Source organism: Roseofilum sp. SBFL (genome assembly GCF_017746885.1).
Taxonomy (GTDB): domain Bacteria; phylum Cyanobacteriota; class Cyanobacteriia; order Cyanobacteriales; family Desertifilaceae; genus Roseofilum.
This window is the reverse complement of sequence record NZ_JAGHZH010000162.1, coordinates 14,111-40,778: the sequence shown is the minus strand read 5'-3', so window position 1 is coordinate 40,778 and position 26,668 is coordinate 14,111. Positions and strand designations below refer to the sequence as shown.

General features: G+C 49.6%; 6 protein-coding genes. All 6 read left to right on the top strand.

The annotated features are described in order from the left end of the window. The first annotated feature begins 27 nt into the window (after positions 1-27). Complete coding sequence (locus J7545_RS17310) at positions 28-1,518, top strand: 3-oxoacyl-[acyl-carrier-protein] synthase III C-terminal domain-containing protein (RefSeq protein WP_318698768.1); 1,491 nt, start codon at positions 28-30, stop codon at positions 1,516-1,518. A 51-nt stretch (positions 1,519-1,569) separates the two neighbouring features. Further along, a complete protein-coding gene (locus J7545_RS17305) occupies positions 1,570-5,019 on the top strand; it encodes an amino acid adenylation domain-containing protein (RefSeq protein ID WP_318698767.1) in 3,450 nt (1,149 codons plus the stop codon). Between the two features lie 33 nt (positions 5,020-5,052). Then, a complete protein-coding gene (locus tag J7545_RS17300) occupies positions 5,053-9,918 on the top strand; it encodes a type I polyketide synthase (RefSeq protein WP_318698766.1) in 4,866 nt (1,621 codons plus the stop codon). Next, a complete protein-coding gene (locus J7545_RS17295; RefSeq protein WP_318698765.1) occupies positions 9,908-15,523 on the top strand; it encodes a non-ribosomal peptide synthetase in 5,616 nt (1,871 codons plus the stop codon). The genes J7545_RS17300 and J7545_RS17295 overlap by 11 nt, the downstream gene beginning before the upstream one ends. Positions 15,524-15,578: 55 nt before the next feature. After that, positions 15,579-20,141: a non-ribosomal peptide synthetase gene (locus J7545_RS17290; protein WP_318698764.1), complete on the top strand. Its 4,563-nt coding sequence runs from the start codon at positions 15,579-15,581 to the stop codon at positions 20,139-20,141. 64 nt (positions 20,142-20,205) lie between these two features. Then, positions 20,206-26,658, top strand: coding sequence for an SDR family NAD(P)-dependent oxidoreductase (locus J7545_RS17285; protein ID WP_318719920.1), 6,453 nt, complete (start codon positions 20,206-20,208; stop codon positions 26,656-26,658). Positions 26,659-26,668 lie beyond the last annotated feature (10 nt).

The window sequence follows — 26,668 nt, the reverse complement described above, 5'->3', positions numbered from 1 at the left end:
CGTTTGTTAATGGAGTCAAACCCTACCATGAACGCTTCTATCGCCATTCGGTCCTTAACTCTAGCCTTTCCCGACACCATTCGCACCAATGATTATTGGCGCGAAAGATGTCCTCACTTGCTCCCAAAAGCGAGAAAGCGGCAGAGAAGTGTTACCACTCTAACCAGGGAAGATGTTGATATTTGGTCACAGGCAGTCGCCCCTTACCTCACCGATCCCTTCCGAGGAGCAAGAGAACGACGCATTCTGCAACCGGAAGAGTCGGGACTGGCTTTAGAATGTCAGGCAGCCAAAGAAGCGATCGCCCTTGCCGGACTAACTCCAGAAGCGGTCGATTTAGCCTTAATCACTGCCCTATTTCCCGACTCCCCCGGTCCCGGTCATGCCGCTTATTTAGGGCGAGATGTCGGGCTGCACTGTCCAGCATGGAATATTGAATCCACCTGTTCGAGTGCTCTCGTTGCCTTAGAAACCGCTCGCACCTTTATCGCGTCGGGACGATACGAACATATTCTCATCGTCGTTTCTCATTTTGGCTCAAATGCGACGGACAACAGTGATTCTTTCTCTTGGTCTTTAGGAGATGGAGCTGGGGCTTTAATAGTCAGTCCGGTTCAAGAAGAGGAAGGGATATTGAGCGTGGCGATCGCCCCCGCAACCGAAACTTGCAATGCCTATCGTTACGAACTGGCTGGCAATAGCAAAGGCAAAACTCACATTCTGGCGCGAACGGGAGATAATGCCATTGCCCTGGCTGAAACCGCTGTCGATGCAGCGCGCTCCTGCTGTCAAAAAGCTGCCGAAATGGCTGGAGTCAGCTTAACTGACATCGACTTTTTCGCTTTCAATACCCCGACGGCTTGGTATGCCGATGTTTGTATTCGAGCTTTAGGAATTGATCGCGATCGCGCTCTCAACCTCTACCCTCGTTATAGCAATATTGGACCTGTTTTTCCCCTGGCCAATTTAGAGCGTGCCGCTCGCGTTGGGAAACTCAACCCGGGCGACCTCGTTTTAATTTATGCCAACGGTGCTGCTGCTACCTCTGCTGCTGTCATCGTCCGTTGGGGAGAAACGATGTTGGGAACGCCTCCCACTCCACCTCTCAATCTTTCTGAAGCCGAAGAGAACATTGCCAGTTTTGCGCCACAGGAAGAACAACTCTCGCCAACACTGCCCTCATTCCGAGAAATATTAGCCACTCCACCTACAGAACGCCCTGCCTGGATCTCTACCTATCTTTTAGGTTGGCTGGCGGTTTATCTGCAATGTTCTCCCGAAGAACTGACAGTCGATTTACCCTTTGGCGGTTTAGTCGATTCCCTCGTGGCGATCGAACTTAAGCGACGCTTAGAGGAAGACTTTCGCATCTGCGTTCCCTTGGAACAATTCTTTGGCGAGAACAATAGCGAGCGCCTCGCTTCCTATCTCTGCGATCGCCTTCTGGTCAAGGAATTAAAAAACACTTCGACCATCTCAATCTCAACCGACCGACCTCGAGAAATTGTCCATCTCTAGGGCAAATTTAAGTGTTCTGCTTCTCCCTTGCATTCTGACGCAATTAAACCGATGGATTTACAACTTCTCCTCCAAAAACTTAGCGCCCAAGAGATTAAACTCGCCGTAGCTGGAAACTCTCTGGTGGTTGATGCTCCTGCTGGCGCTCTCACCATCGAACTACGTCAAAGCTTGCAAGAGCGAAAAGCAGAGCTTTTGGCACTATTTGAGGAAGGAGAAACAGCAGTAACATTAACCGATCTTCCGCCCTTGATTCAAGACCCGGAAAATCGCTATCAGCCTTTTCCCCTCACCGATCTACAGCATGCCTATTGGGTGGGTCGTCTGGGAGTAATGGAACTGGGGAATGTTGCCAACCACGGCTACTACGAGATCGAGGGTCGAGGCTTGGATATCGATCGCTTGAACCGCGCCCTACAATATTTAATCAATCGCCACGATATGTTACGGGCAATTGTTCTGCCTGATGGTCGGCAACAAGTTCTCCAACAAGTTCCGGCTTATGAAATGGCTGTTTTAGATTTGCGCAGCTCTTCCCCCACCGACATCGATCGCGCCATTGCTACGATCCGCGCAGAGCTATCTCACCAAGTCTTAAGCGGCGATCGCTGGCCGTTATTTGAATTTCGCGCTACCCAACTGCCTGAAGAACGGGTTTGTCTCCACATCAGCTACGACCTACAAATCTTTGATGCTTGGAGTCTCTTTCGCCTCTTTGAAGAATGGCATCAATGCTATAACCAACCCGATCTCCAGCTTCCCCCTTTAGAGATCACCTTTAGAGATTGCGTGCTTGCCGAACAAAAGTTAGAAAAAACACCTGTATATCAGCAATCGCGACAGTATTGGATCGAGCGCCTAGAAACTCTGCCTCCAGCCCCAGAACTCCCCATAGCCAAGAATCCCAACACTATCGATCGTCCGCGAACTCGTCGTTACGACGGGGACTTGAGTCAAGAAAAGTGGCAACAATTAAAACAAAATGCTGGCCGAGCGAGCGTGACTCCTTCGGTGGCTTTACTGGCGGCATTTAGTGAAGTGTTGAGAACTTGGAGTAAGAACCCTCGTTTTACCGTTAATTTAGCCCTGTTCAATCGTTTGCCCTTTCATTCCCAAATTAACGATTTAATTGGGGACTTTACCTCGGCAACCCTGTTAGCCGTCGATGCTTCTGGCAAGACTTCCTTCCGCCAACAAGCGATCGCCATTCAGCAGCAATTATCCCAAGATCTGGAACATCGCTATTTTAGCGGCGTGCGGGTCGCCCGCGAACTAGCCCGCGTCAATGGAACGGCTCCCAATGCCTTTCCCATCGTCTTTACCAGTACTCTTGGGATGGCGGCATTAGGTCAGGAAACCTCCAGCTTTACCCATTTTGGTGACTTAGTTTATGCCATCAGTCAAGCATCGCAAACCTGGATGGATGTACAAGTCTGGGAAGAAAAGGGAGCGCTGACGTTTAACTGGGATGTAGTAGAGGAACTATTCCCCGAAGGTTTAATTGCCGAGATGTTTGCCGCTTATTGTCGCTTGCTCGAAACCCTCGCAACCTCGGCAACTGCTTGGCAGGAAATGCCTACATTGCTCCCCCCCGCCCAACTTGAGCTTTATGATGCCATTAATCGTACCGATGCGCCCATTTCCGAGGCTCTGTTACACGAATTATTTACCACACGAGTGGAAAAACAAGCCGACGAACTCGCACTGATTGCTCCCCAGCAAACCCTCACCTATCAACAGTTATTCTCCCTCTCCAACCAAATCGCCCATCGCTTGCAGAAACTCGGAGCCAGTCGCGGTGGCTTTGTTGCGGTGGTTATGGAAAAAGGCTGGGAGCAAATCGTTGCCGTTTTGGCAATTTTAGCAGCCGGAGCGGCTTATGTTCCCATCGATCCAGCCTGGCCGGAAGAGCGTCGCAATATTCTTTTGGCCAATAGTGAGGTGAGTCTCGTTCTCACGCAATCATGGCTGTACGAGAGTCTGGTTTGGCCGTCGGAAATTGTCAGTCTGTGCGTCGATCGCGACGACTTTACCACAGAAAGTTCTACCCCGCTAACCCCGCAACAAACTCCTGAGGATTTGGCATATCTCATTTATACCTCCGGTTCCACGGGAATGCCTAAAGGGGTTGCCATTGACCATCGCGGAGCGGTGAATACGATTGAGGAAATTAATCGACGCTTTGAGATTAGCACCAGCGATCGCGTTTTGGCTCTCTCTTCTCTGAGTTTCGATCTTTCGGTTTACGATATCTTCGGAGTCTTGGCTGCTGGGGGCGCGATCGTGATTCCAGAAGCCAAGCGCGATCGCGATCCTCGACATTGGGTGGAACTATTGCAACAGTACGGAGTTACCCTTTGGAATTCCGTTCCAGCCTTGATGCAGATGATGGTGGACTATACCCATAATTTAGCAGATCTGCGATTGGTTCTCCTCAGTGGTGATTGGATTCCTCTCTCTTTACCCGAGCAAGTTAAAGCAGAGAACAAGAATATCCAAATGGTGAGCTTGGGAGGAGCCACAGAAGCCTCGATCTGGTCAATTTACTATCCCATCGATCGTGTCAAGCCGACTTGGAAAAGTATTCCTTATGGCATTCCCCTCACCAATCAGCATTTTTACGTACTAGACGAAGCTCTAGAACCCCGTCCCGTCTGGGTTACCGGACAGTTGTATATTGGCGGCATTGGTTTGGCGCGAGAATATTGGCGCGATCGCGAGAAAACGGATAAACACTTCTTCATCCATCCAAAAACCAAAGAGAGGCTCTATAAAACCGGCGATCTGGGACGCTATCTTCCCGATGGTAATATTGAATTCCTCGGACGAAATGACTTTCAGGTTAAAGTCGGAGGCTATCGTATTGAATTAGGAGAAATTGAAGCCGCTTTAACCGGACATTCGCAAATCAAACATGCGATCGCAGAAGTTTTAGGAGAGGACGGGCGCAACAAGCGTTTGGTGGCTTATCTCATTAGCGAGGGCGAAGAAATTCCAGCGGCAGATCTGCGGCATTTTCTCAGCGATCGTCTCCCGGATTATATGATTCCCTCGGCATTTGTTTTCCTGGAAACATTTCCCTTATCTGCCAATGGAAAAGTCAATCGCCGTGCCTTACCAATTCCCGATTATGTCAACCCTGAAAATCGTGAACCCGATATTGCCCCGCGAGATTCCCTCGAACAAACCATCGCTACCATTTGGCAAGAAGTTCTTGAAGTAGAACGAGTCGGAGTCACTCGCAACTTTTTCGATTTGGGAGGCAACTCTCTATTGCTTACTCGAATCTATGGAATCATGCTAAAACAATTGCCAATTATATCACAAAATGTCACACTTGTCGATCTATTTAATTATTCCACAATTCGACAACTTGCCCAGCATTTATCTGGACAAAATACAGCTTCTACCCAAGAAAATGATATTGAAACAGACTTAGCCTTAAAACGAGGACGACAGCGATTAAAGCAACGATATAAGCAATCTTTACTCTCCTACTAATTTTCTTTTTTGATTCCTTGCCGAGATATGCCCATGACTTCCGAATACACTGGTTTAGAAATAGCAATTATCGGTCTATCCGGACGTTTTGCCGGTTCTGAAACCATTGACAAATTTTGGCAGAATTTGATTTATGGTGAAGAACTAATTTCTATCTTCACTGAAAACAAAGCTAGCAAAAAAACGGTGAAAGCTGGATCAATTTTAGAGAATGTTGAATATTTTGATGCCTCTTTTTTCGGCTTTTCTCCGAGGGAAGCGGAAGTCATGGACCCGCAACATCGACTTTTTTTAGAATGTGCCTGGGAAGCCTTGGAAGATGCCGGGTATGATTCATCTCGAGAAAAACGACCGATTGGTGTCTATGCTGGGGTCGGCATGGGCTATTATCTCTACTATAACTTACTACCTAATCCAGAATTACTCAACTCCATTGGCGGTTTGCAACGTTTAATTGGGGTGGATAAAGATTACGTTCCGACTCGCGTTTCTTATAAACTCGATTTGAAAGGGCCGAGCGTGAGTGTGGGAACGGCGTGTTCGAGTTCTTTAGTTGCGGTTCACCTGGCTTGTCAGAGCTTGCTGTCGGGAGAATGTTATATGTCTCTAGCAGCAGGTGTTGCTGTTAAAGTTCCACAAAACGAACTGACATTATCTCCCGATGAAATTATATCTCCCGATGGTCATTGTCGCGCCTTCGATGCTCGAGCAAACGGTACTTTAGGCGGAAATGGGATTGGTACTGTCGTCCTCAAACGCCTCGAAGATGCGATCGCAGATCGAGATTATATTTACGCCACAATTAAAGGTTCAGCTATTAACAATGATGGAGCTGGAAAAATTGGTTATACTGCCCCCAGTGAAGAGGGTCAAATTCGTACCATTCGCACCGCTCAGATGGCTGCAGAGGTCACCTCTGAGAGTATTTCTTATCTAGAGGCTCACGGTACGGGAACGCCTTTAGGAGATCCAATCGAGATCGCAGCCGCGACGCGGGCGTTTCGCCGACATACGGAGAAAACCAATTATTGCGCCATCGGTTCGGTGAAAACCAATTTAGGACATCTCGATGCAGCAGCAGGAATTGCCGGACTGATTAAAACAATCCTCGCTCTCGATCGCCAATTGATTCCTCCCAGCATCAATTTTACCCAACCGAATCCCCGTATTGATTTTGCCAATAGTCCTTTTTACGTCAATGATACGTTGCAAGAATGGACGCGCAATGGCAGTCCCCGTCGTGCTGGGGTGAGTTCTTTCGGCATTGGCGGCACCAATGCTCACATCATTTTAGAAGAAGCTCCCACCTTAACTCCATCGAGTACTTCGAGACCTTGGCAGTTGCTTCTCCTTTCAGCCAAAAGTGCCACAGCACTAGAAAAAGCAACAGAGAATTTAGCCGAGTTCTTACAAACCCATTCCGATGGCAATCTAGCCGATATTGCTTATACCTTACAAGTAGGACGGCGGGAATTTTCTCACCGCCGTGCTGTCATTGCCGAGAATACCGCAGAAGCGATCGCTACTTTAGCAAACGGTGCCATGTCGGCAACTCCGGCATTCGATAATCCCCCCGTGGTCTTTCTTTTTCCGGGACAGGGTTCTCAATATATTAATATGGCTCGGGAGGTGTACGAAAGCGAACCTTTATTCCGTCAAGAGTGCGATCGCTGTTTCGACATTCTGCAAAACCATCTCGATACAGATCTGCGCCAACTTCTCTATCCGACGGAAGCACCGGGAGCAGAAGCGAAAAATACTCTCAAACAAACAGCCATCGCGCAACCGGCTCTCTTTGTCATTGAATATGCTCTGGCTCGCTTGTGGATGGCTTGGGGAGTGCGTCCCCAGTCTTTATTGGGTCATAGTATTGGCGAATATGTGGCAGCTTGTTTGGCAGGAGTCTTTTCTCTTGAAGACGCTTTAGCCACTATCGCCCTTCGCGGTCGCCTGATGCAAGCGTGTCCGCAAGGAACCATGCTTTCCGTAGAATTAGGCGCGCAAGAGGTTCAAAGCTATTTGAACGACGATTTGACTCTAGCCGTTTGCAACGCCCCCCAACTCAGCGTTATTTCTGGGTGTAGCGCCGCTATCGAAGCTCTGCAAAAACGCTTACAGGAAGCTGGAATTTCCTGTCGTCCTTTGCACACTTCCCACGCCTTTCACTCGCCGTTGATGGAAGAGGCAATCGCACCGCTCCTCGATTATTTAAAAGGGGTTTCCCTCCATCCTCCTGAAATTCCCGTCATTTCCAACGTCACAGGAAAGCAATTAACCTCCGAGCAAGCCACAGATCCTCAATATTGGGCGCACCATTTGCGGCAAACCGTACGCTTTAGCGAAGGGGTAGCAGAACTATTGCGAGATGAAACCTCTGTGTTCCTCGAAGTCGGGCCAGGAAAAACCGCCAGTACCCTAATCAAGCAACAAGGAAACGGACGAATTGCCATTCCTTCTCTCCCCCATCCGAAAGACCCAATCTCTGCGGAAAAATGCCTGTTAAGCACTCTCAGTCGCCTGTGGTTGGCTGGAGTTGAGGTAGACTGGTCGGGATTTTATGGGGATGAAAAACGCGATCGCTTGCCTCTACCCACCTATCCTTTCCAGCGCCAGCGCTATTGGGTGGATGCTCCCGAAACGACATTGCAACCTACGGTAACGCCGCAGCCATCTGCACAGGAATTCTCAGAGTCAGAACGCTTGTATGCGCCAAAATGGACTCTCGCACCTTTAGACAAGGTAGGGGAAAATGACGAAAAATTAGCGCGAGTGTTAGTGTTTACCGATCGCTGCGGTTTGGGAGAAAGCTTGGTGCAACAGTTGCGCACTCAAGGTAAGACGGCGATTGTGGTAGAAATTGGCGAAGTCTTTACTCAAAACGGTGACAACGGTTATGCGATCGATCCCAATTCTAGCGAAGATTATACCGCCTTATTTGCCGATTTGTGCGATCGCAATCTGCTTCCCACCAGCTTGGTTCATCTGTGGACGATTGACCCGGAAGGCTATCCTCAAAAGGGATTGAGGGATGTCGATCGCGCTCGAGATTTGGGCTTTTTCAGTTTGCTGGAAATTGCACGAGGGTTAGGGAAATACAAATGGAGCCAACCTTTGCAGATTACTGCCGTTACCAATAATATGCAATCGGTTACTGCTGAGGAGATGGTGTATCCCGAGCGCGCTACTGTACTGGGGGCAGTCAAGGTTATTCCTCTGGAATATCCGAAGTTTATCTGTCGCAGTCTCGATTTCGACCTGGCTGCGTTGCAGAATAGCGATCGCGCCGCCGAGCAATTATGGGCAGAACTGACTGCTTCTGACTCTATCTGTGCCTATCGCCAAAACCAGCGCTGGGTGCAGACTTTTACTCCCGTGACTCTGGAACCCACCGCGAAATCACCGCGAATTAAAGAAGGAGGAGCTTACTTAATTACCGGAGGTTTGGGCGGTATTGGTTTGTCTTTGGCTCGCTATTTGGCAACAACAGCAAAAGCCAAACTCTTGCTCGTCGGACGTTCTGCCCTACCTCCAAGAGAGGAGTGGGATGCCTGGCAGGGAGAAGAAACCATTGGCGAGAAAATTCGTGCCGTCCGCGAATTGGAGAGCCTCGGAGCGCAAGTGACCGTTGCTGGAGCTGATGTATGCGATCGCTCGGCAATGGAAAAAGCAATTGGCGAATTTCGCGATCGATGTGGCGCTCTGCACGGAATCATCCATGCAGCCGGAGTTCCTGGAGGCGGAGTCATTCAGCGCAAAACTCGAGAAACCGCTCGGGAGGTTCTCGCTCCGAAAGTTGGGGGAACTCTCGTGCTCGATGAGATTGTCAAGGATGTGCCTCTCGATTTCTTTGTGTTGTGTTCTTCTTTAGTTTCAATTAAAGGTGGATTCGGACAAGTGGATTATACGGCGGCGAATGCTTTTCTCGATGCGTTTGCTCGTTATAAAACTGCCGCCGACGGAACGTTCACCGTAGCTATTAATTGGGATGCTTGGCAAGACGTGGGGATGGCAGCGCGAGCCTCTCAACAGAATGGCAATGTATCGGAAAAACCAGCGGTTTCATCCTTACCCTTAACGCCTAATCATCCATTATTCGAGAACTATAGTCGCGATGACCGACAGATTGTTTATCGCTCCCTGCTTACTCCCGAAAAGCATTGGCTTCTCGACGAACATCGCTTGCAAGGTCGAGGCATTATTCCCGGTACAGGCTATTTAGAAATGGCTTTAACGGCTGGATTGAATGCACTCGGTGGCGAGCGCACTATTGCTTTAAACAATGTTTACTTTCCCACGCCCTTGGCGATAGAAGACGGACAAAAACGCGAAGTGCAAACCATTCTCCAGCCTAATTCTCAAGGATATAAGTTTCAAATTCTCGCAACGGGAGGAATGCCGATAGAAGGAGCAATCGGAAATCTATTTGAGGCTAAAATGCCGACCGAGCTGTTGGATCTGCAAAGTTTAAGAGAACATTTAAACGGCGAGACTGTTAAGATTTCTGGAACAAATTACGATCCGCTCAAAGGCTTGATAAGATTTGGAGACAGATGGAAAAATTTAGTCGAGTTTGAATGGACGGAGTCGGCAGGACTAGCTACTCTAGAATTGTCCGAACGCTTTGCCTCGGATTTAGATTCTTATCGTCTTCATCCTGCCTTGCTGGATATTGCCGTTCATTTCTTACTCGGACAGTTAAAAGACGATTCGTTCTACTTGCCTTTCTCTTACAAACAGTTAATTTATGGGGGACGTTTGTCTCGTAAGATCTATAGCTATGCTCAGTTACGCGATCGCACTGCCGATAGCTTTAAGTTTGACATTACAATTTTTGACGAAAGCGGTCGAGTTCTAATCGCAATCGAAGAATACATCTTGAGGAAGTTTTATGCAGACTAGCTCCTTAAAAGCGACAACCAGTACAGCGGAAGACATTACCAATTTTGAGGGTAAAAATCTCGAGGACAATTTCTCCGTTGCTATTGGCAAAACCGGCTTGCTCGATAGCTTAACTTTACGAGAAGAGGCACGCAAACCCCCTGAATCTCAAGAAGTTGAGATTGCCGTCACTGCCACCGGTCTTAACTTCAAAGAAGTTTTGATTGCCCTGGGATTAATGCCCACTCCCGATGGAGTGCTGCCAAAGTTCGGTTTAGAATGTGCGGGAACGGTCGTGGGAGTTGGTTCGGAAGTTGCAAATCTTAATGTAGGCGATCGCGTCATTGCTTTCGGTCAACCCTGTCTGCAAAAATTTGTTACCCTTTCTCAAGATTTAGTCACCCTCAGACCCCCAGAATTAACAGCAGAAGAAGCAGCCACTCTTCCGGTTGCCTTTATGACCGCTTATTATTCCTTAGTCGTCCAAGGAAGATTGCAAGCAGGAGAGACCGTTCTCATTCATTCTGCTACTGGAGGAGTTGGATTAGCAGCCGTGGACGTTGCCCGTTGGTTGGGTGCAGAAATATTAGCTACAGCGGGGAATGAAGAAAAGCGCAATTATCTGCGATCGCTGGGCATTGAATGCGTGATGGATTCTCGTTCTTTAGACTTTGCCGAAGAGGTTAAATATCATACCCAAGGTCGCGGAGTCGATGTCGTCCTCAATTCTTTAGGAGGAGAAGCGATTCTCAAAAATCTAGAAATCTTGGCTTCCTATGGTCGATTTCTGGAACTGGGTCGCCGAGATATTCTCAACAATACCCAACTCGGCTTATTACCTTTTGAAAAAAGCCTGGCCTTCTTCTCAATTAATGTCGAACCGGCACGGGAAAACTTTAGAAAATTATGGCAAGAAATTCTCGGTCATTTTCGCGCAGGAAATTTCTCCCCTCTACCCTATCGCAGCTTTCCGATAGAATCGGCAGCCGATGCTTTCACCTATATGTCCGAAGCCAAACATATGGGGAAAATCGTTCTGCGCGTTTCGGAAGAGGAAGAATCCCCTCCCCCATCGAATAGCTCTACAGTTCGAGTTAGAGAAACCGCGCAACCTTCGACTCTAGATCCAAGCTTTGGTAAAGGACTAGCACCCGATCGCGGAGTCGATATTTTTGCGCGCATTCTCAGCGGTTCCTTCTCGCAAGTACTGGTTTCTGCCGAAGACTTATTTCCTCCCGCACCTACAGAAAATGGAGGTACCCTCCCCTATGTCCCCCCCCAAGGGGGGAGTGCTGTCAATGCAGAGATTAGCGCAACCGAGACCAAATCGACTCAGGCCAAGCATCCCCGACCTCCTCTAGAAATGCCCTATGTGGCAGCCCGCAACGCAATCGAGGAACAAATTGTCGAAATTTGGGAGAATTATCTCGGGATTTCCCCTATTGGCATTCGCGATGACTTCTTTGCTTTGGGGGGTCATTCTTTGTTAGCAACTCGCCTGGTTGCCAAATTAAGCGATACATTTAATACCGAAATTCTCTTAAGCGAACTCTTTGATTCTCCCACCATCCTTCGCTTGGCAGAAGTCATCGAAGCCGGTTCTGCAGAAATCACAATCGCCCTGACATTATCAGAAATCGTCTCCGACCTCGAACAGCGCAACGAACCCTTTCCCCTCACCGAAGTTCAACAGGCTTACTGGATCGGTCGTCAGAATGGATTTGCCTTGGGTAATGTTTCCACTCACTTCTACGGAGAAATCGACGCAACCGACCTCGATCTGGTCCGTTATAATCGCGCCTGGCAGCGTTTAATCCATCGCCACGAAATGTTAAGGGCGATCGTGCGTCCCGACGGACAACAGCAGATTCTGCCAGAAATTCCCCCCTATGAAGTCAAAGTGCTCGACTTGCGCGGCAAACCTACAGCAGAAGTCGAGCAAACCCTAGCAGAAGTTCGCGATCGCCTTTCCCATCAAGTCATTGAAAGCGATCGCGCGCCCCTCTTTGAAATCTGCGCGACTCAGATGGACGAAGGGCGCTCTCGACTGCACCTGAGTTTTGATGCCCTGATTGCCGACTTAGGCAGTGGCGAGATCTTATTCCGAGAACTCTACGACCTCTATCAAGACCCCGATCGCGAACTGCCAGCACTCTCGGTTTCCTTCCGCGATTATGTTTATGCCTTAGAAGCCTTAAAAGAAACAGAAGTCTATCAGCGAGATTGGAACTATTGGCAGCAGCGCCTCCCCGAACTTCCCCCCGCCCCCGATCTACCTCTGGCTAAACCTCTGGCTACTTTAGATGAAGTGCGCTTCTACCGTCGCAGCCATTGCCTCTCCCCCGAACAGTGGCAGCCCTTAAAACACAGAGCCAGCCGCTTCAATCTCACCCCTTCCGGTTTGTTAGCGGCTGCATTTGCCGAAGTTCTGGCCGCTTGGAGCAGCAAACCCCAATTTACCCTCAACCTCACCCTCTTCAACCGTCTCCCCCTCCACGAAGAAATCGATCGCATTGTCGGCGACTTTACCTCCCTCACCCTCTTAGCGATTGACTGTCGCGAGAAAGAATCCTTTGTCACTCGCGCCCAACGGTTGCAAAAGCAACTTTGGCAAGACCTCGATCGCAGTTCGGTCAGTGGCGTAACTTTATTGCGGGAACTGAGCCAATTACAAGGAGATGGTTCTCCCGTCTTCATGCCCATCGTTTTTACCAGCAATCTCATCCAAGAGGGAATCGAAGCCAAAGCCACGGCAATCTCGCAATTTGGCGACTTAACTTACAGTATCAGTCAAACGCCGCAAGTGATTCTCGACCATCAGGTATACGAGGATGGAGGAACCTTAGTTCTGACGTGGGACTGTGCCGATGAAGCGTTCCCCGAGGGCGTTCTCGATGCCATGTTTGCCGCCTACGAAACCTTCTTGGAAAATTTGGCAACGGTTGAGAGTATCTGGGAAGCACAAGGACGACAGTTGCATATTCCCAAACTGGAGATCCAACAAGAAAGCAACCAGACGGAAGCACCCCTTCCCGCCGGACTATTGCACGATGGGTTTTTCCAACAAGCACAGAAAAATCCCGATGCGATCGCCATTTCCACTCTGCATCGCACCTTTACCTACCAAGAACTCTCTCGCATTGCCTGTCAACTGGGCTATCGGCTGCGAGAGTTAGGGGCAAAGCCAGACGAACTGGTAGCCGTAGTCATGGAAAAAGGCTGGGAACAAGTCGCTGCAGTTCTCGGAATTCTGGCATCCGGTGCTGCCTATTTGCCCATCGATTCGGAAATGCCTTCCGAACGCATGGCGTACTTATTGGAAAATGGGGATGTCAACATTGCGATCGCCCAATCGAAATTACGCGATCGGATTACTCTTCCCGCCCATATCACCGTTATTTTCCCCGAGAGCGACGACCTATCCGAGCAACCCGACATTCCTCTAGAAAGCCGACAAACTGCTGAAAACTTGGCGTATGTTATTTATACCTCCGGTTCGACAGGCAAGCCGAAAGGAGTTGCCATCGCCCATCGGGGTGCATTAAATACTGTTGTCGATATCAATCAGCGCTTCCAAGTGGATGCGAGCGATCGCGTCCTCGCCCTCTCTTCTCTGAGTTTCGACCTCTCGGTCTACGATATCTTCGGCACTCTAGCAGCCGGAGCAACTCTGGTAATACCCGAAGCGGAAGTCGCTAAAGATCCAGCTCATTGGGCGGAGTTGGTAGAGAGTAATGGCATAACTCTGTGGAACTCGGTGCCCGCCCTCATGCAGCTATTTGTCGATTACATGGAATCTCGCCCCGACTTAAAAGCAAATTCTCTGCGATCAGTACTCTTGAGCGGAGATTGGCTGCCCCTCACCTTACCTCCACAGATTAAAGCCATTGCTCCAGAAGCGACGGTAATGAGTTTGGGAGGTGCAACCGAAGCGTCTATCTGGTCGATTTATTATCCCATTGACGAGATCGATCCGGCATGGAACAGTATTCCCTACGGTCTTCCCCTGCTCAACCAACACTTCTACGTCCTCAACCCAAATCTGGAACCCTGTCCGATCTGGGTGACGGGACAACTCTACATCGGTGGCGTTGGTTTAGCCGAGAGATACTGGAAGGACTCAGAGAAAACCGCCGCCAGCTTTATCATTCATCCTGAAACGGGAGAACGTCTCTATCTCACCGGAGATTTAGGACGCTATCTTCCCGATGGCAATATCGAATTTTTGGGTCGAGAAGACTTCCAACTGAAAATTCGCGGCTATCGGATCGAAGCAGGAGAGGTCGAAAGTGCGATCGCCGAACATCCTCGCGTCCGTAAAGCAATTGTCACCTCTGCGGGAGATCGTCGTAGCAAAGAACAATTGGTAGCTTATGTCGTGAGCGATACTGACGTTCCAGAAACTCCTACAGAAACCTCTGAAAGCGGTCTGGTTCTCGATCCGGTGGCGCGGTTAGAGTTTCGCCTGGAACAACGAGGAATTCGGTCCCTAGAGGGGAATGTAGAGACGGAATTACCCACCTCCGAACCCCTGCGGCGCGATATCTATCTCCAGCGTCAAAGCTACCGTCAATATTTGCAAGCCCCCTTCCCTTTAACTGACTTAGCCAACCTGTTAAATTGCCTGCGTTCCTTGCAGTTAGCAGAATCTCCTCTGCCGAAATATCGCTATCCTTCAGCCGGCCATCTGTATCCCGTGCAGACTTATATTTATGTCAAGCCAGGACGCATTGACGGTTTAGAAGGGGGAACCTACTACTACCATCCGGTCAAGCATCGCCTGATTTTAATCTCCAAAACAGCCCGTTTGGAGCGAGATTTATACAGTTACTCCAACAAAGATATTTTCGATCGCGCTGCTTTTGCCCTCTTTTCCATTGGCTCTCTTGACGCGATCTCGCCACTTTACGGCGAATTTGCCCGAGACTTTTGCTTGCTTGAAGCGGGATATATAGGTCAATTATTGAGCGAAGAATGTCAGCGCTACAACATTGGACTCTGTGCTATTGGCGACCCCATGGATGCCGAAGTGATCGAGGACTGTTTCCAACTCGAAAGTAATAATATCCTGCTCCAGGGATTCTTGGGCGGCGCGATCGCCCCCGAACAAAAGCAGCAATGGTTGCAACCCCAAGCATCTAACCCAGAAGAAACAACAGAAAAATCCCTCTCTTTTGAGGAAGAATTGCGGACTTTATTAACTACCCGCCTGCCCGATTATATGGTGCCTTCTGCCTTTGTTTTCTTAGATGAATTCCCTCTAACGGCGAACGGCAAAATTAATCGAAAAGCTCTTCCTTCTCCTCAATTTAAACCGGCTCAAACCACATATATTGCACCGCGCAATGACCAAGAAGAACTCCTCGCTCAAATTTGGCAAGAAGTTTTAGAGATCGATCGCATTGGCATCGGCGAAAACTTCTTTGAACTCGGAGGTAATTCCCTGCAAGCGACCCAAATCCTGACGCGAATTCGAGAAGCCTTACCCGCTGCCGATTTAAGCTTGCGGCAACTGCTCAATGCAGCTACAGTCGCCGAATTAGCTGAGGCGATCGAAGAGAGTTTACTGGCTCAACTTGAGGAATTATCCGATGAGGACGCAGCCCATTTGTTGAGCAGTCAATAGACACCAACCCCTAACTCCTCCCCAGAGGAAAATAGCCCACCCCTAACCCAGGATAATGAAAAGTAAAGAAAATTTATCAACTGCTAAACGAGAATTACTCGAAAAACTGTTACAAGGAAAAGTTAAACAATCCTTGAAATCGAAACAAGAAAAAAACGTTTCCGTGCCGCAAATCGTTCCCGATCGCGCCGGACGCTACGAGCCGTTTCCGCTAACAGAAATGCAGCAAGCCTATTGGTTGGGAAGAAGTGGGGCTTTTGAGTTGGGTAATGTTTCCATGCACAACTATTTGGAATTGGAAGCCAAAGACTTTGATTTCCCTCGCTTTCAACACGCTTGGCAACAGTTAATCGATCGCCACGATATGCTGCGGGCAGTGGTTTTAAGCGATGGTCGCCAACAAGTTTTAGAATCACCTCCCCCTTATGAAATTGCCCTGACTGACCTGCGAAATGCGAATGAAACGGCTATTTCCTCCCATATTCAAGCCGTGAGAGATCGCCTCTCCCATCAAGTTTTGCCCCTCGATCGCTGGCCGCAATTCGAGGTAATTGCCACGCAATTGAGCGATCGTGATTTTCGCCTGCATTTAAGTTTGGATGGCTGGTGTACCGACTTTTGGAGTACCTTAAAACTATTCCAAGACCTCTCGCATTTTTACAATGAGAGCGATAGTCAACTTCCAGCTTTAGAATTATCTTTCCGAGATTATGTATTGGGGACTCGAACCCTCGAAGAAACCCCTCGCTACGAAAAAGATTTAACCTATTGGCGCGATCGCATCAGCCATCTTCCTCCCGCTCCCGAATTACCTCTCGCTCAAAATCCCGGCAATATCTCTCAGCCGCGCTTTAAACGCCTGAGAGCAGTTATCGATTCTCAAAAATGGCAAACTTTAAAACAGAAAGCCGCCCGTCGGAATTTAACCCCAACAGGCTTACTCCTGGCTACCTACGCGGAAGTCCTGGCACGCTGGAGTAAATCTCCTCACTTTACCCTTAACGTCCCTTCGTTTAACCGCCTACCTTTTCACCCACAAATTAATGAAATTATTGGGGAATGTGCCTCCTTTATTCTCCTTGAAGTGAATTGTTCTCCCAATCAGCCTTTTGCTGTCCGCGCCCGACGCTTGCAGGAGCAATTGTGGCAAGATTTAGAACATGGGGCGGTGAGTGGCGTTCGCGTTTTGCGAGAATGGGTGGAAGCGCAACAAAGAGAAGCCAGCTTGTCAGCAATGCCTATTATTTTTACCCACGGGCCGCAACAAAGCGAAACTAATCCCACCGCGATCGCCTTCCTGGAAGAGCAAACCGAAACCGTTTACAGTATTTCTCAAACCCCGCAAGTTTGGCTCGATTATCAGTATTACGTCCGGGCGGATGGTTCCTTAGATTTCAACTGGGATTATGTTGAAGGACTTTTTCCTCCAGGCACGATCGAAGATATGTTCGAGACCTATCAGCATCTCCTCGATCGCTTGGCTGATAAAGAAGAGACTTGGGAGCAACAACAATTACACCTCATCCCCGTAGCTCAATTGGCGCAACGGACAGCCATTAATGCTACGGAGGCGATTGCCCCCGAAGGGCTACTACATCAGTTCTTTAGCACTCGCGCTCGCCAACAACCCCAACATCCTGCCCTTGTTACCAGCGATCGAGTTCTCACCTATGAAGAAGTTTCTCGTCGCGCTTGTCAATTAAGTCGAGATTTGCGCCAACTGGGAGTCCGTCCCCATCAAATGGTTGCCGTGGTTATGGAAAAAGGATGGGAACAAATGGTTGCCGTCTTGGCTATTCTGGCTGCGGGAGGAGCCTACGTCCCCATTGCTCCGACTTGGCCGGAACGCCGCCAACAAAAAATATTGACCAGTGCTAATGTGACAGTTGCCTTGACTCAATCTCATTTGCAAGAACATCTTGCTGGGTTTACTGGGGTGCAATGGCTTTTGGTCGATAAGGCAGAGTTAGCTGACGATCTGCTCGATCCTGACGACGCGCTGCAAGAACAAGAAGATTTAGCCTATGTCATCTATACTTCTGGATCTACGGGAGAACCGAAAGGCGTAGCCATCGACCATCGCGGTGCGGTTAATACCATTATCGATATTAACCAGCGCTTCCAAGTCACTTCTGGCGATCGCGTTTTCGCCCTCTCCGCCCTCACTTTCGACTTATCCGTTTACGATATTTTCGGCGTGTTGGCTGCGGGAGGAACGCTTGTTATTCCCAATCCTTTACATGGGAAAAATCCCGCTCATTGGTTAGAGTTAATTCAGCGAGAAAGGGTAACCCTTTGGAATACCGTCCCGGCACTGATGGAAATGCTGGCGGAATATGTGAGCCAAGACAACGATTCCGCCCTCACCTCCTTGCGCTTGGCATTGTTAAGCGGTGACTGGATTCCCTTGAGTTTGCCCGATCGCCTCCATTCCCTCATGCCCGATCTGCAAGTTGTCAGTTTGGGTGGAGCAACGGAAGCTTCCATCTGGTCGATTTTCTACCCCATCAAGACAGTCGATCCACAATGGCAGAGCATTCCTTACGGTAAACCTTTGACAAATCAGCAATTTTATGTACTAGACAAAACTCTCGAACCCGTTCCGGTTTGGGTTGCCGGACAATTGTATATTGGCGGTATCGGTTTGGCACAAGGATATTGGGAAGATCGCGAGAAAACCGAGGCGAGTTTTATCATTCATCCTGCTACTGGCGAGCGCTTGTACCAAACGGGAGATTTAGGGCGCTACCTTCGAGATGGCAATATCGAGTTTCTCGGACGGGAAGACAATCTCGTAAAACTGCAAGGATATCGCCTCGAATTGGGAGAAATTGAGGTGGCATTGCGCCAGCATCCGGGAGTTCGGGATGCTTTGGTGATGGTGAAAGAGAATGTCAAGCATCAGCTTGCCGCTTATTTGATTTGTCAATCTTCTCCAGAAGGAAGCTTGTTCGCTATTGAAGATCGGGATGAGTCGGAGATCGAGACAGCATGGCGATCGCTGCTCGCGGCTGGCGATCGCGAAACCCATCGCATTTTACCCGAATTCGATCTCGATCTGCTGGCAGAGACCGGAGAACGATTGGAAGCATTAAGCATTGCTTATATGAGGCAAACCTTCAAGGATTTAGGAGTGTATACCCAAGCTGGAGAGAGCTATTCGAGCAGCGAACTCATCGAGCAATGCGGGCTTCTACCGGATTATGACAAAACTATCCGTCAATGGTTGAGCATCTTGACCAACCAAGGGGATTTAATTTGCGAAGACGGCGATCGCTGGATCAGTCCCAAACCCTTAAATACGGATAATCTGCAACAACTCTGGCAAAATGCCGCTGGACTAACCGATCCTATCTCTCAGGATCTCCTTTCTTATCTGCAACGCAATGGAGAACATCACATTCCCATTTTGCGAGGGGAGAAAAATCCCGTCGATCTGCTTTTTATCCAAGGGAGTCAAGAGACGGCTGAAAGTGCTTATGAACGTTCGCCTTCGGCGCGCTATTCTAACAATTTGGTGAAAGCGGCAGTGGCGCAATTGGTTCGCACTTGGCCGCAAGATAAACCTCTGCGCATCTTGGAAATTGGTGCGGGAGTCGGCGCAACTACTTGCTCTCTATTACCGGAGTTACCAATAAAAAATACCCGTTACACTTACACGGATATTTCCCAATTTTTCCTCAATCAAGGACGGCAAAAATTCAAAAATTATCCCTTTGTCGAATATCGTCTCTTTGACGTTAATCGAGATCCGCAGGAACAGGGCTATGAATTGGGGAGTTTCGATCTCATCCTTGCCGTCAATGTTATCCACGTAGCGCGAGATTTAAACGTCACTTTACCCTACACGCGATCGCTGCTCGCAGCCGGCGGATCGTTACTGTTAGTCGAACTGACGGACTTTCGTCCCTCGCACATGACGACGATTGGTTTAACCGAAGGGTTTAGGGACTACAAAGACGAACGCTTAAGCGCTAATCTACCCACCCTATCGCCCCAAGAGTGGTGCGATCGCCTTTCCAAGCAAGGATTTGAAGACTGTGCATTTTTCCCGAAAGCTGGATCGCCCTTAGATATTTTGGGACAACACGTCATTCTCGCCCGAGGAGATGGGGAAAAACAGTTCAAACGCCAAGCACTACAAGCGTTTTTACAAGAACGGCTGCCAGATTATGCCATCCCCACTCAGTATATTCCCCTCGATCGCTGGCCGCTCACGGCTAACGGCAAAATCAATCGACAAAAGCTGATTAATCTCGAGGACATTACCTCCTCAGAAACTCGCTCTATTGTGCCGCCGAGTAACGAACTCGAAGAGGCGATCGCCAAAATTTGGCAAGGGGTTTTGAATCTAGAACCTCCCTTTGATATCCAGCAAAACTTTTTCGACTTGGGAGGCAATTCGATCGCGGCTGTACAAGTTCGCGCTCAACTCGCCGAAACTTTGAAACAGGATATCTCAGTTTTAACCCTGTTTGAATATCCCACTATCGAATCACTCGCCCGCCATCTCGGGGAAACCAAAGGCAGCGAAACCTTGATGCAAACCGTGCGCGATCGCGGCGATCGACGCAAGCAAGCCGCCTTAAAACGACGGCAAAAAAATCGCTCGCGCTGAGAAAAACCATCGATTCACTTTTAGCAATCCCATTTAACTTCTCGTATTTAGGTTCTTATCAATCATGGAAGATAATCTCAACTCAATTGCCATCGTCGGTTTATCCGGACGCTTTCCGCAAGCAAAAAACCTGGAGGAATTTTGGCAGAATTTGCAAGATGGCATAACGGGAAGAACGGAATTTTCTCGGGACGAACTGACCGGTCGCGTCGAACCCGATTTGCTGAATAATGGGGATTATGTTCGGGCCAGCTACATGCTCGATGATGTCGAATGGTTTGATGCGTCCTTTTTCAACTTCACCCCCAGAGAAGCAGAAATCACCGACCCCCAGCACCGCGTTATCCTCGAATGTGCTGTCGAAGCCCTGGAAAGTGCTAATGTCGTTCCCGATCGCTTTGATGGATCGATCGGGGTTTTTGCCGGAGCAGATCTCAATACTTATCTACTGTTTAATTTAGCCGATCGCAAGCCTTTAGATACAGAAAATTATTTTGAGATGTGTGTTGCTAATGATAAGGATTATTTAGCCACAAAAATCTCCTATAAACTGAATTTAACCGGTCCGAGCCTGACCGTACAAACGGCGTGTTCGACCTCATTAGTCGCCGTTCATTTAGCCTGCCAGAATCTTTTAGATTATCAATGCGATTTAGCCCTAGCTGGTGGAGTTTCGATTACCCTTCCCCAAGAACGGGGCTATCTCTATCAAGAAGGGGGTGCATTATCCTCTGATGGTTATTGTCGCGCCTTTGATGCCAAAGCGGGAGGCACTGTTGGCGGCAATGGAGCTGGTTTAGTCGTTCTCAAACGACTCGAAGAAGCCCTCAACGATGGCGATCGCATCTATGCGGTGATTCGCGGCTCGGCCATTGATAATGATGGGGCGGCAAAAGTCGGTTATACTGCCCCCAGTATCGAGGGTCAAGCAAAGGCGATCGCAGAGGCCCTTGAAGTCGCGGAGGTCAATCCCGAAACCATTAGCTATATCGAAGCTCACGGAACGGGAACGCCTCTAGGAGACCCCATCGAAATTGCCGCTTTAACTAAAGCTTTTCGCGGCAGTACAGCGAAAAAACAATTTTGCGCTATTGGGTCAGTGAAAACCAATATCGGTCACTTAAATACGGCAGCGGGAATTGCAGGGTTACTGAAAACCGTGCTGGCGATAGACCGCAAGATGTTACCGCCAAGCTTGAATTTTGAAACTCCCAACCCAGAAATTGACTTCGCCAGCAGCCCCTTTTATGTCAACGATCGCCTGCTGCAATGGCAGAGCAATGGTACGCCGCGCCGGGCAGGAGTGAGTTCTTTTGGGTTTGGTGGCACGAATGCTCACTTAGTTCTGGAACAAGCACCAGAGCGAGAATCGGTTAAATCGGCTCGCACCCATCACCTGCTGTTGCTTTCGGCCAAAACTGCTTCTGCTTTGGATGCTGCAACCACTAATCTCGGCAACTATTTAGAACGTCATCCCGAGACAGAGCTGGCTGATGTTGCTTATTCCCTACAAGTCGGTCGCGCCGAGTTTAACTATTGCCGGGCGATCGCTCTGCAAACGCGAGACGAAGCCCTACAAGCCTTAGCGGCTCCCAATGCAGCGCCGGTGAGAACCGGGGTTCGCCAAGGGAAAGACTGTTCTGTGGCCTTTATGTTCTCCGGTCAGGGGTCGCAATATCCCGATATGGCCAAAGAACTTTACGAGAGCGAACCCGTTTTTCAAACCCATCTCGACCGCTGTTGCGAATTGCTCCAACCTCACCTCGGGTTGGATTTGCGATCGCTCCTTTATCCGGAGACAGAATCCCGAGAAACCGCAGCAGAGCGACTGCAACAAACGGCGATGGCTCAACCGGCTCTGTTTGCGATCGAATATTCGCTAGCGCAATTGTGGTTATCTTGGGGCATTCGACCCAATGCCCTTATCGGTCACAGTATCGGTGAATGGGTGGCGGCAACCTTGGCAGAAGTCTTTACCCTGGAAGATGCTTTGAGATTGGTTGCCATGCGCGGGCAATTAATGCAAGAGATGCCAGAAGGAGCCATGCTGGCAGTGCCTCTCTCTCCTGCCGAATTGCAACCCTTCTTAAATTCCGATCTCGTCCTTGCCGTCCATAATGCTCCCGATGCCTGTGCCATTTCCGGGACGAAAACAGCCATCGCTCTTTTGGAGCAAACATTACAAGCCAAAGAGATTAAAGTGCGTCGTCTCCACACCTCCCACGCTTTCCACTCTCCCATGATGGAGCCGATGCTCGCGCCATTTATCGAAGCAGTTAAAACCGTTACGCTCTCGGCACCGCAAATTCCTTTACTTTCTAATGTAACCGGAACTTGGCTGGCAGCGGAGGATGCAACCGACCCTCAATATTGGGCGAATCATCTGCGCTCCACCGTGCGCTTCTCCACGGGAATCGAGATGTTATTAGAGCGCCCCGGACAAATTTTACTCGAAGTCGGTCCCGGCATCGTGCTGACGCAACTAGCCAAACGCCACCTTCCCCGAGAGGGAAATCATGGAATTTTCGCTTCCACCCGCCATCCGAAAAACGCCCAATCCGATCGCGCTGTTTTACTCGATACCCTCGGTCAGTTATGGTTGCGAGGTGTAGCCGTCGATTGGTCGAACTTCTACGGCGAGGAACTTCCGCAACGCATCGCTCTACCCACTTATCCCTTTGAACGCCAACGCTATTGGATTGAAGCGCAAGAACCTACTGCCAAGGTTGCAGAAACCAGCGTAAAATCCGCCCCGAGCTCGACCAAAAATCCCGATCCGACTCATTGGTTCTATACCCCCGTTTGGAAGCGTTCGCAACCGCCGGTGGAAACAGCAACCCAAACGCGATGCTGGTTGCTGTTTGCGGATGAATGCGGCGTGGGGGCAAAACTGGCGCAAAAATTGACAGAAAACGGCGATCGCGCCATTCTTGCTAAAGTTGGGAAAGAATTCGGTCAAATCGAAGATAATACTTATACCCTTGACCCCTGCCAGCAGGAGCATTATGAAACCTTATTGTCCGAACTGCGCGATCGCCGCCTGCACCCCGATGCGATCGCCCATTGCTGGAGCATTACCCCCCCCAAAGCAAGCGATACGGATGCTCTTTTAGACCGGGGATTTTACAGCGTCTTGCACCTCGCCCGTGCCCTCGGCAAACAAGCGCGAACTCAAGCAATGCTCGTGACAGTCTTATCGAGCGAGATGCAACCAACAACAGGAGAAGAATCCCTGTCTCCCGTGAAAGCAACGGTTCTCGGTCCGATCCGAACCATTCCCCTCGAATTTCCAGACCTGCGCTGTCGCAGCATCGATATTACCCTTCCTACTGAGGACAACTGGCAGAGCGAACAACTCTACGATCGCCTCGCCGCTGAATTGCAAAACCCTAACGGCGATACGATTGTGGCTTACCGCAATCGCAATCGGTGGGTGCAAGAGGTGGAACCTTTGCCTTTACCCAAGCGCAATACCATCCCTCGCTTGAAAGAAGAAGGCGTGTACTGGTTGGTAGGCGGACTTGGAGCCATTGGCTTGACTTTAGCCACCCATCTGGCTAGAGAAACTAAAGCAACACTGATTCTCAGCGGACGCACGGGCTTACCGCCTCGGGAAGGATGGCAACGATGGCGCAATGACGATCGCCTTGGCAAGCAAATTCAACAGATCGAAGAGATTGAGGCATTGGGTGGAACCGTTTGCATTGCCGATGCCGATGTCTGCGATCGCGACTCCTTGCAACGGGTTCGCAACCTTGCCATCGAGCAGTTCGGCACGATTAACGGAGTTGTTCACTGTGCGGGAGTTCTGGAGGATGAAGCCATCGAACGGGGCGATCGCGATCGTCAGATGCGAGTTCTTGCCCCCAAAGTCAAAGGTACTCTTCTGCTCGAGGATGTGTTGTCGGATATTCCCTTAGATTTCTTCATCTTTTGCTCTTCGGGAACCGCCTTTCACCCCCTCTTCGGACAGGTTGCCTATTGTGGAGCGAATAACTTCCTCGATGTTTTCGCTCACTACAAAATGGCGAAGGATGGTACTTTTGCCCTTTCGATCGACTGGGAAGGCTGGCAAGGAAGCGGTATGGGAGTCGAAGGGACGAAATATCTCACCCGTCCTTCAGATGATAGCGCCCCCGAAGCGTCGCCGTCTCATCCCCTGCTCCATCGCTACCGACTTGAAGGGGAACGCCACATTTTTGAATCGAATTTAAATTCTGACAAAGATTGGGTATTGGACGAACACCGCATCGGCAATCGGGCAACGCTACCGGGAACGGGGTATTTGGAACTGGTGCGAGCGGCTTGCGAGCATTGTTTGAACTCTTCAGTTCTCGAGTTCCGCAATCTCTATTTCCTCACGCCTTTAGTTGCACCAAAAGGACAAACTGTTACCGCTGAAACCGTCCTTTCTCCTCAGAATGGAAGTTGGGAATTTACGGTGCGAGATTTAGGAACGGGACAAGAATGCGCTCGGGGTGAAGTGGAAATTCTCGATCGCAAAGCAGCCCCAACTCGAGATTTGGCCGCTCTGCGATCGCAATGTGGCGATCGGCAATTTTCTGGAGCGGATATCGATGTCTCCAATCATAGCGGAATGGCAACTTATGGAGCGCGGTGGCAGAATTGGCAAGAAGTTTTCTGGGGAAATCAGAGCGGTTTAGCAGCTTTAGAACTCCCTGAAGAATTCGTCGGCGACTTGGAGTTTTACGGCTTGCATCCCGCCCTTTTGGATAATGCAACGGGTGCTCTGGTTCGCCAGCGGGAGGGAGCTTATCTACCCTTCTTCTACAAGCGCCTCTCTTTGTATGGCAAATTCCCAGCTCGCCTATACAGCTATATTGGCGAAGCCCGAGATAATCCATCTACTGAAGATATCCTGCACTTTGACATTGCGGTGATGGATGCAGAGGGTAATGTTCTGGCAGAGATTGAAGATTATACCCTGAAGCGATCGCAAAAACCGGCTACCCCCACCGTTGAAAATGCCGAACTGGCGATCGCCGTTCCGGGAAATTTAAGCACCCTGGGCTTTATTCCCGCCTCTCGCCTCACTCCCCAACCGGGAGAAGTGGAAATTGAAGTCAAAGCAACGGGGGTGAACTTTAAAGAAGTCTTGTTAGCCCTGGGATTAATTCCGGGGCTGGGAGATGAATCCTTGCGCTTCGGTCTCGAATGCGCGGGAACCATTGCCGCAGTCGGAGAAGGGGTCACCGCATGGAAAGTTGGAGATGCGGTGATGGGTTTTGGCGCATCTTGTTATAACCGCTTCACCACCGTCCCCGCTGACTTTGTCGCTCCCAAACCCGATCGCCTGAGTTGGGAAGAAGCCGCAACTCTCCCCGTCGCTTTTATAACCGCCTATTATGCCCTGATCGAACTGGGACAACTTAAAGCAGGAGATAAAGTCCTCATCCATTCCGCAGCCGGAGGAGTCGGACAAGCGGCCGTCCAAATCGCCCGAGGAGTAGGAGCAGAAATTTGGGCGACGGCGGGAAGTCCGCACAAGCGGGAATTCTTGAAATCCCAAGGGATTCAATGGGTGATGGATTCGCGATCGCTCAATTTTGCTGAAGAGGTAATGAATTCTACCAACGGCCGTGGAGTCGATGTAGTTCTCAACTCCTTGGGAGGTGAATTTCTCACGGAAAGTTTGGGAGTTTTAGCCCCATACGGACGCTTCCTGGAATTAGGTCAGCGCGATATTCTCAACAATGCGGCGATCGGTTTGCGTCCCTTTGCCAAAAATCTCTCCTTCTTTGCCATCAATCTCGATCGCGCCCATCCCCATTTCGGACAATTGTGGCAGGATGTGATGGCACGGGTTGAGGAAGGCACATTTGCTCCACTCGAGTATCGAGTATTTTCGAGCACGAACGTGAAAGAAGCGTTCGACTTTGTCGCCAACGCCCGCCAGATCGGGAAAGTTGTCGTCTCTTGGCAAGGGTGCGAATCTCTAAGCGAATGGGTAATGCCAGCCGCTTCTTCTCCACAAAAGCCCGCCGTTTCCCCCATGAAAAAGGCAGAAATTTCCGAGTTAAAGCACTGGTTATTGCCTTCGGAAGGCATAGAAGTCTTCGATCGCGTCTTGGGGTGTTCTCTACCGCAAATCTTGGTATCAACGATTGATTTTACCGCTCGCGGACAGCAACAATTACAGGTTTTGGCTCAACCTGCAGACGGCAAAGAAACCCTGGTAACTTCTTCCTATCCCCGTCCTCAATTGAGCAATTCCTATCAAAACCCGAGCAATCCTCGCGAAGAAATTCTCGCAGACATCTGGCAAGAGATGTTGCGAATGACTCCTATTGGCGTTCGCGATAACTTCTTTGAACTCGGGGGAGATTCCTTAATTGCCGTGCAAGTGATGGCAAAAATTCGCACAGCTTTTAATGTGGATTTGCCGGGGAGTAGCTTGTTTGAAACCCCAACTATCGCCGAGCTAGCTGCAGCCATCGAGCGCCTCCAGAAGCAAACCGGAGCTTTGGGAGCCGATCGCGTCGAAATCGAATTATAACCCCGATTTC

Coding starts and splice junctions, on each gene's coding strand:
- J7545_RS17295 (WP_318698765.1), top strand. CDS start 9,908: ATGCAGACTAGCTCCTTAAAAGCGACAACCAGTACAGCGGAAGACATT.
- J7545_RS17285 (WP_318719920.1), top strand. CDS start 20,206: ATGGAAGATAATCTCAACTCAATTGCCATCGTCGGTTTATCCGGACGC.
- J7545_RS17300 (WP_318698766.1), top strand. CDS start 5,053: ATGACTTCCGAATACACTGGTTTAGAAATAGCAATTATCGGTCTATCC.
- J7545_RS17305 (WP_318698767.1), top strand. CDS start 1,570: ATGGATTTACAACTTCTCCTCCAAAAACTTAGCGCCCAAGAGATTAAA.
- J7545_RS17310 (WP_318698768.1), top strand. CDS start 28: ATGAACGCTTCTATCGCCATTCGGTCCTTAACTCTAGCCTTTCCCGAC.
- J7545_RS17290 (WP_318698764.1), top strand. CDS start 15,579: ATGAAAAGTAAAGAAAATTTATCAACTGCTAAACGAGAATTACTCGAA.